8 protein-coding genes are annotated in these 8,372 nt (G+C 35.9%); all 8 read left to right on the top strand.

Features of this window, described 5'->3' with window-relative positions; genetic code table 11:
* A partial coding sequence (locus tag H2672_RS18640) for a restriction endonuclease (protein ID WP_186673862.1) occupies nucleotides 1-355 on the top strand: 355 nt, incomplete at its 5' end.
* 220 nt (nucleotides 356-575) lie between these two features.
* Nucleotides 576-1,190: a recombinase family protein gene (locus H2672_RS18635; RefSeq protein WP_186673860.1), complete on the top strand. Its 615-nt coding sequence runs from the start codon at nucleotides 576-578 to the stop codon at nucleotides 1,188-1,190.
* Between the two features lie 362 nt (nucleotides 1,191-1,552).
* Nucleotides 1,553-2,080, top strand: coding sequence for a MerR family transcriptional regulator (locus H2672_RS18630; protein ID WP_149582778.1), 528 nt, complete (start codon nucleotides 1,553-1,555; stop codon nucleotides 2,078-2,080).
* Nucleotides 2,081-2,356: 276 nt separating this feature from the next.
* Nucleotides 2,357-3,106, top strand: coding sequence for a MarR family transcriptional regulator (locus tag H2672_RS18625; protein ID WP_186673858.1), 750 nt, complete (start codon nucleotides 2,357-2,359; stop codon nucleotides 3,104-3,106).
* 15 nt (nucleotides 3,107-3,121) lie between these two features.
* The gene (locus H2672_RS18620; protein ID WP_186673856.1) at nucleotides 3,122-3,433 is read left to right on the top strand and encodes a hypothetical protein; all 312 of its coding nucleotides are present in this window, start codon (nucleotides 3,122-3,124) and stop codon (nucleotides 3,431-3,433) included.
* Nucleotides 3,434-4,464: 1,031 nt separating this feature from the next.
* Nucleotides 4,465-5,223 (top strand): hypothetical protein, encoded by a 759-nt coding sequence (locus H2672_RS18615; protein WP_149582772.1) that lies wholly within the window; start codon nucleotides 4,465-4,467, stop codon nucleotides 5,221-5,223.
* Between the two features lie 217 nt (nucleotides 5,224-5,440).
* Nucleotides 5,441-6,631: a hypothetical protein gene (locus H2672_RS18610; protein WP_186673854.1), complete on the top strand. Its 1,191-nt coding sequence runs from the start codon at nucleotides 5,441-5,443 to the stop codon at nucleotides 6,629-6,631.
* A gap of 431 nt (nucleotides 6,632-7,062) precedes the next feature.
* The coding region (locus H2672_RS18605) for a hypothetical protein (RefSeq protein WP_186673852.1) at nucleotides 7,063-8,372 on the top strand (1,310 nt) is incomplete at its 3' end.

Below are 8,372 nucleotides of genomic sequence, written 5' to 3'. Positions count from 1 at the left end.
TTTTAATGATTTAGACCTTCTTACTGGATATGAGTTTGAAGAATTTGTTGAAGAATTATTTACTAAAATGGGGTATTTATCTACACGGACTAAAGGGTCTGGTGATCAAGGAATTGATGTTTTGGCAGAAAAGGATGGAAGGAAGTTTGGGATACAAACTAAATGTTATGGTTCAAAAGTAAATAATTCAGCTGTACAAGAAACTGTTGCAGGCATAGCTTATTACAATTGCGACAGGGGCATAGTTATAACCAATAATTATTTCACGAAATCAGCAGTAGATTTAGCTGCTAAAAACGACATAATTCTATGGGATAGGAATATGCTGCGAGAAAAATTTGATGAATATATGTGAGGAAGGCAATTGCTATTAATTTTCAATAGCAGGAAGGATAATAAGAGAAGAGTCTATTTGATTTCATTACCGATAGACTACACCCAAACGGTAATGGAATCTGTTAATTAACAAGTCAATGATACCAAGGGTTACAGCGTTCGATATTGTTACCGTTTGACCATTACCGTAATTGACGCTATAATAAGGGTAACAAAACAAGCGGAATGAGGTAATAAAGATGACAACTTACACTTACATACGTGTTTCATCAATCGACCAAAATGAAGCACGACAGGTTAAGACAATGAAAGATAAGGGTGTCCTAAAGGAACAAATGTACATTGATAAGGCAAGTGGTAAGAATACAGACCGCCCACATTATCAGTTACTAAAGGAAACGGTACAGGAAGGCGATACGATCATTTTTGACAGTATCACACGCTTGTCACGTAACTATTACGATATTAAAGATGAATATGAGTTCTTCATAAAGAAAGGTGTATTCCTAGAGTTTATCCAGGAGCCAATCCTTAACACGCCAAAAGAGAAGATTGACGATATTGTACAGGTAGCACTAGCAGACGTTATTCTGTCTTTACTATCAGCTTTTGCACAGAAGGAACGTGACGATAATAAAATTAGACAGGCAGAGGGCGTAAAAATTGCCAAGGAAAACGGAAAATATAAGGGACGCAAAACTCATTTAGTCGAAGGTGGTAAAGAAGAAGCGCGCTTAAATGCAATCGTTGAAGCGTACAAAGCAGGTACATCAATTAAAGATATTCGGGTAACGTTTAAAGTGGGCACTGGAACGATATACCGCCTATTGGAACGTGAAGGATTGAGAGGGTAGCCTAACCGCTACTCTTTTTTCTTGTTTCCAACCATTTCAGCCATTCCAACATAAAACAGAGATTTTAACGGAAAACGAAGGCTCGGAAACGTAGGAAAAATGCGGGTTTACGAGGGTTGATATATTTGGCCAAGGGGCGTAGTCCATCATTAACAGCAGTAACGGGCGGGATAATTGCCGATTCAATCTACTTACTGATCCCTACAGCACACATACCACGCTTAGTCATGCACCCAGCCTTTAAATTGGACGATACCGCTACCAAACTGCACCAGTCCAACATTATGACGACTTTAAACCAGACTCATTGCGTCCGTGTTACAATAACGCATGACCAACATATTTGAAACGGGGGCAGTCATATGAGCGCAATAAAAGTGTACAGTATCGACGAAACATGCACCGCTTTAAAGTTGAAGCCACCAGTTTTAAGGAAGTATTCGGCTATGTTAGAAGACGCAAATTATACTGGAATTGGACGTAACAGTAGTAATGCAAGGTTCTACACCGATGAAAATTTAAAAGTATTAAGGGAATTGATTTCATACAAAGATTCTGGCTTTATGACGTTGAATGATGCCGCAAAGGCGATAACAGAGCGCATAAATGGCATTGACGTAATGGACGTTGTTACGCAACAAGTACCTAATATAGCGCAACAACAAGACGTTGGACGGTTACAAGATGCGGTTTTGCAATTGACGGAACACATTCAAAATCAAAGTATTTTATATGAGCAAAACATGGGAATTTTATTGCAAGAAATCCAGGATATTAAGAATGAATTAAAGGAAATAAGAGAGGTTTCTTCAGTAATTGAAGAAGTAGCGGCAACAGTTGAGGTAGAAGAAAAGCCTAAAGGATTGTTTATGCGACTATTTGGGAAATAGCTTGCAAGATTAGCAGTCTAGTTGTATGATTATCCCAACGAAATAAATCGAACAAAAAATAAGAGGCATTGAGCGTTATAACTGGCCGGCAAGCCCGTTACAACCGTCTTACACCGTATACGACACGGCGTGAAACACTTCTCAAATACCTCTTGATAACGTCATTATACACACGATCCAAGACGGAATCAAGAGGTAATACGAGCGGAGGTTTTAACCGGTACGACCTACGGTTAATTCCTCCGTTTTTTTGTTTCCTAAAAAGGAGACTATGAAATGACACTAACTAACACAACAGAAACGTACCAATCACTGCAACCATTCTTCACAATCAACGAACTAAACGACAATACTAAACTGATTCGAGAACGTCACGCCAAAGACTTAACACGTTCAACTTATAGAGTCCTGGACGTATTGCATCGTTATTCTTCTAAGTATTACGGGGTATCATACCGCAGTAAATCCAAGATAGCCGTAGAATTAGGCATCAGTCGCAAAACGGTTACCAGGGCATGTCAACAACTTGAATCATTAGGTATCATTCAACAACATGAGTTAAAACGCCACAATGGCGACAGAAGAAGATCATCAAATGCTATCGTTTTTATACGTCTTGAACCATCTAAAATAGAGAATGTCCCAACGGAATGTCCCAAGGAAGAAACTCCTTTAAATACTAATAACAATCCCAAAATCACATTGGATACGAAAAGAGGTTTCCGAGGGGATAAAATTCCAGCATTTATCTATGATGCATTAAGCCCGTTTCTAAATGAATCTGCTATGTACAAGGCATACAGCGCTCTTTTACGAGGAAAGGCCGCAATAGACCGGACGATTACCTTTGAATCCAACGAGGGGTTATTTACTGACGCTATACTTTCGGTAATCAACGGATACAAAAGAGGAGTAGTCCGTTCAATTTCGGCTGTACTCTATACGGCTGCATTCGATACGACTGCACAAATTTACCGTAAGGAACACTATAAAGTACCAGACTGGCTGGAGATTGCTACGCATTAATATAGGGGGTACATAATGAACATTGACTCAAATAAACAAAAGTTGGTAGATTACCTTAACAAAACAGATTCAAAACAATTGCTAGAAAATATGGGGATATATTCGGAGTATGAGCAAATTACAAATCTAAAATGCTTCGAAACTATTGAATTAGGTGTCAGAAACGCCACTTTATATATCATGCATCACAACGAAGACAACCTAAAAGACAGATACCCAAACATATCGACTAGCTTTGAACATATTGCTTCTTACTTAGTGCATAAAAGAGCAAAGTCTGCGCTTGACGCATTTGATTTGTTAAAACATTATTTAGCCAATCATTAAAATTAAGGGGATCCACATTTGGATTTATAGCAACCGATTTTATCTGTCACGCTAGCGTTCCTAAGTCGTTAAATAGCTGTCACTCTAGCGTTCCTAAATTGAAAAAACGTGTACCCACCCAAACACTAGGCTTCGCCTAGTCCCACACTGAAAGTGGGGCCAGTTTTCCCTTATGCTCTTTCTAACTATTTTTCAAATTCGAACTTTATTTTCCCTTTAATTATTTTCAATCTATAAAGTTTCACATGGGTTTCCTTCAGGGACTAAATAAAAGAAATAAAGAGAGGGGGCAAGCTACGGGTGTGTGATCACACTCCCCAAAAACGTTGTTTTTACTTGGTAGGAATTTTCCTACGACCTTTACAGTTTTCCATGGTTTATTTTTTCAAAATATCCACTGAAATCTGTTGTCGTTTCACTCGAAATTTAAAATGAACCGTTGAAGAAAATTTAAAAAGTACAGCGGCAACAAACGCCCCTTTTTTCTAGTAAAATAAAAATATTTATTGGTAAGTCATACTAATAAGTTCGTATATCTACGATAACTTACTAATGTCTTACCTATAACTTACTAAAGAGTTCGTAAACTAATATAAGCGCCCTATCTGCAAATCACAGCAATTGATTTAAGCGTCCTAGCATCACAGGTTAGTTTATACATCTAAAACTTCTTGGAACGCATTACAGAGTCCATAGGACAACCACAGAGGTGTTTTAGAATATGAGAACAAATGAAAACGCCTATCCCAGGATTAACTTTGGGAAGGCGTCTATTTTTCGTTCCTATATATTGTTTATTGAATATTCATAATAAAACTATTTTTACAATCTACGAAATCTGGTTGACGATTTTCAAAATCGTCTTTATACTAGTAGTGTTAAGACTTAGTAATTATACCTACTTCAAGTATAACATGAACATCTATCAAATTGCAATACATTTTTAAAAAATTTTTTTTATTATGAGGCGTCACTTCCAGCAATTGGGGGTCTCGGCTACTAAAATATAGCAAAAGGAAGGAAGTTTTCAGATGAAGAAAAGACAAAAAAAGAAGGTAGAAAAGAGGAACAAAGTCAATGAGCAAAGGGTTACAGTTACAAGAGCGTTTATAAAAAATAAGGTTGACATTGAATTGGTAGATGCAGGTTTGACACTCTTCCACTCGATAAATAATGCAAAAGATAGGGTTAATAACAATGAAAGCTATAAGAACAAAAAGTTTCTGTTGAATAAAAAACCTCGTTTTGCATTAATTCAAATCATCAATGAGGATCCAAAGTTGTGGGAAACGTGGAAAACCCAACAAATCAAATTTAAAGATAGTGGATACAACGAAGACTATAAGCCAACTTTGCACCGTATAGACAGAACAGGAGATTATGAAATTGGTAATCTTGCAATGTTATCGGATGAAGATCACAAACAAGAAAATGCTGTGCAGACAGCTTTAGTGACCTTTGGGGACGATGGATTGGGCTTTCATATGGTCAGCACTATCAAAGAAATGAGCGAATTCACGGGTGCAACATACGGCAAGCTAAAGAGTGTCGAAAATCAAGCAATCGAATTAGCTAATGGCCAAATGGCTATGTACGCAAGAGTTGAACAACGTCCCGCCCGTCCCAAAGAAGAAATGGAAGCACAGGATAAGGCGTGGTATGCCCGTTTAAAAGCCAGTATTGAACGCATAAACCAAAGGGAAAATCCTTCAATTAAAGAAATAAAACTACTGAAAGCTATGCAAAACGATGTTACTCAAATGGAGCGCATGAAATTCCACTTGTTGTGATTCCCAATTAAACATCCTATAGGTAGGACATGTCATACAAAACCTATCTATAGGATCTATACGATACATCCGACTGCTGAATTATAAGGGACACTAAAATTATATTTATTATCTAATAATAGGGTTAATAATCCTTATTCTATATGGCTTTATAGACTACTTATTAACTTGGAATTTTTATATAACCTATCGCAAATTAAATCAGAAAAAGAAAGGAATGATAATTATATCCAAAGTTAAACATCCGATAATTAAACCGTTACCGATTTTAAATATTGACTATGAAACAGGTATCGACACCTGTTATCTAATGTGTAAATTGTCTCCCAAAGATAAAGAATTCATATATGAACGCTACTATAACGTATATCAGCGAACAGCAGGTTACAGACATTCTCTATTCTTGAATGACATTGGATTTACCATGCATCTATCACCGATTGATCCAAAGTTTCATTGTCATTTCAACGCTACTTTAAAGATACATCGACTCTTTTTTACATCAGCTATCCCCATTGAGATTATAGAAATTCTTAATCATATCGACTGGCGTATCATCCGTTTAGATATTTTTTATGATTTCAAAACAAGGGTACTCGATTCCCTGCTTTTTAAGCATCATAAAACTCTTTTTGACAGTGGAAAGCTATACGAAAATGAAACTTTTTACGTCGGTAATTACAATTCAAAACGTAGAGGGCATATACTCGCACACTATGACCGCCAAATCAAAGAACAAAAAAGGGATACTGGAATCGTCCATCAGTTCCCTAATCGCATGGAGGTCAGATTCAAATGGAAGTTAAAAGAAATGCCACTGCATAATATCCAGCACTCAATGATATTAAAACAGCTCAAACGCTACTTATTTATATCGGACATTGAGCAACTAAACACCGACAAATGGCGTAGAAATCGCATACGCAAGCTTCAATATAACTTTGAATTGTTCAGCACATACCCTGCTAAAGAACAGAAGAAGATACGGGAGTTAGTCAAACTGGAACGAGAACCGCTTGAAATTATGTACGCTGCCAATGCTCATGAACTATTTAATTTCATGGATTACGACGAAAAGGCGGCATCATCTATAAATGGATCAGTTCCACCAGTAGATTTATTAGAGTCGGAAACATTCGAGGAGTTCGATTACGAAGAGTTTAAAGAGAAAGAAGGCGGAAACCATATGGACAAGCAACAACAAGACTTACTCACCAAGATAACCAACCTACTACAGGATCCGTTACAAACCCCTCTCATCGACCATGAGCAATTATGCGGATTGTACAGCAGGACGAAAGTTAATGCGCTCAACGAACAGCTAAACGTCTTGAGAGATGAAAAATATATAGACTTTAGCAGGGAAGAATACGGGTTTCGTATCGAATTGCTACCAACGGCCATTTAATCAACGTCATAACATGATTGAGTGTCGACAACCAATCATCCATCAATGAGCGTGCTGCTATCAAAGGGTACGCTTCCTTTCATATCTGCAACTAGAATAATGATTCAACACCCGAAATAGTTAATAAAGTACACCGGAACACTTGAACTTGTTATGTCACGAGACGATTAAGGCTAGAGGCATATGTAAACGAAATGATAAGCTGCAACCCTACCAAAATAGGCGTTTAACACGTATCGACCGTTATGAATCATAGGATATCGCAATATATGCTAATGTCGTTATAAGCCCTAAAATTGGTCAGTGACTCGACACGTTACGAGATCAACTACGAGTGTTCTGTGAATTCAATTTATACGAAGTAGTAAATATGATATTCTACTAAATATTACGTTATATTTATAAATACAGGGAGGGGTAGGTGGCTAATTGTGAATGGTTCTTCAATAAATGATAATAGTCTATTAAAAGCACTTCAAGAAGAAATCAAGCAAAAAAGAAGAATAGCCTACGATCAAATAGAAAATCAATTTATACAAAATAAGTCCAGTATAGATAAAGTAGCTAGGAGTGCAGATTGTTCATTGGATCAAGCCTTTCTTTTTTGCCTGTTTCATCATACAGGGACTGAAAAATTAGATGAAGGAAACTTTAGTTCAGCGCTAATGAAATACCTAGGTGATCAAAAAATGATGGAATTTATAAGCATTCAGGAAATTAAAAGTTTTATCAATGATAACTTTATGTTTTTTGAAAATGTAGATTACTTTGAATCGATAAATGAATACCTTCACCACGTTGAAAATGGATGGTCTTTTAGTGATGGTGATGTATCAATATTTAATAATGTCTATTTATTTAATCGTTTAACTATAGATGATTTTGAACATATCTTAAACAATAAAGAACCTAATCCCATACATGATTTCCAAGTTGAATTTGACGATGACTTCTACAGAATTTACTTTTTAAATAACTCGAAAGCTGTTTTGAGAATTAGAGTGAAGAATGAGGAGCAGAAGAATCAAATAATTAAAAAGGTTAATAAATTTGATGAAGTTTCAAAAAGAAATAGGCTTAAGGACCATTATTTATTGGAAATCGAAATCGATAATTTAGAAAGTGATATAGTCAGATTATTTAATAATTTTATCGGTGAAATTCCGAGAGTGTATTTTTTGGATTTTCAATCTCATCGAGTAATTGAATACATTATTCTTGAAAGAGCTTATTTGAAAGAACTTTTATTTGAAGCTCATTTGCTGTCTACGACTAAATCTATGATGAACCATTTAATTTCAATTCAACCAGAAGGAAGTATAGCTTATTTAATTGGGGTATTTGAAAGTCTTGAAAAGATAGTGGCTCGTAAGACGGATGTTGATATTAACTTAATTCCGGCGTTTATGTGGATGGTGCTAAGAAAACAAGTCATAAAATATTTCGCAAATGAATGGAAAGAACGGTTCGGTATTTATTTCAAAAGTATAGATGGGGATTATATAGACTTCATCAAAGCCTACTGTGAAATACAAGAAATAAATATACTTGAAGAAGAAAATATTAGTTTATTCACATACTTTTTAATGAATAAAAAAGTATTACCACCAGTGAAAGATCTCAATTGTTACTTTGGGCATTATGTATTCGTGGAAAAAGAAGTAGAATTATTAAATGAAATAATTACCCAAGAAAAATTCGAAAACAAGTTAATGCAGAAACCTATTACTAAAAAAATGGA

The sequence above is a fragment of the Sporosarcina sp. BP05 genome (assembly GCF_014282005.1).
In the GTDB taxonomy this organism is placed as follows: Bacteria; Bacillota; Bacilli; order Bacillales_A; family Planococcaceae; genus Sporosarcina.
This window is presented reverse-complemented; position numbering and strand designations above follow the sequence as displayed.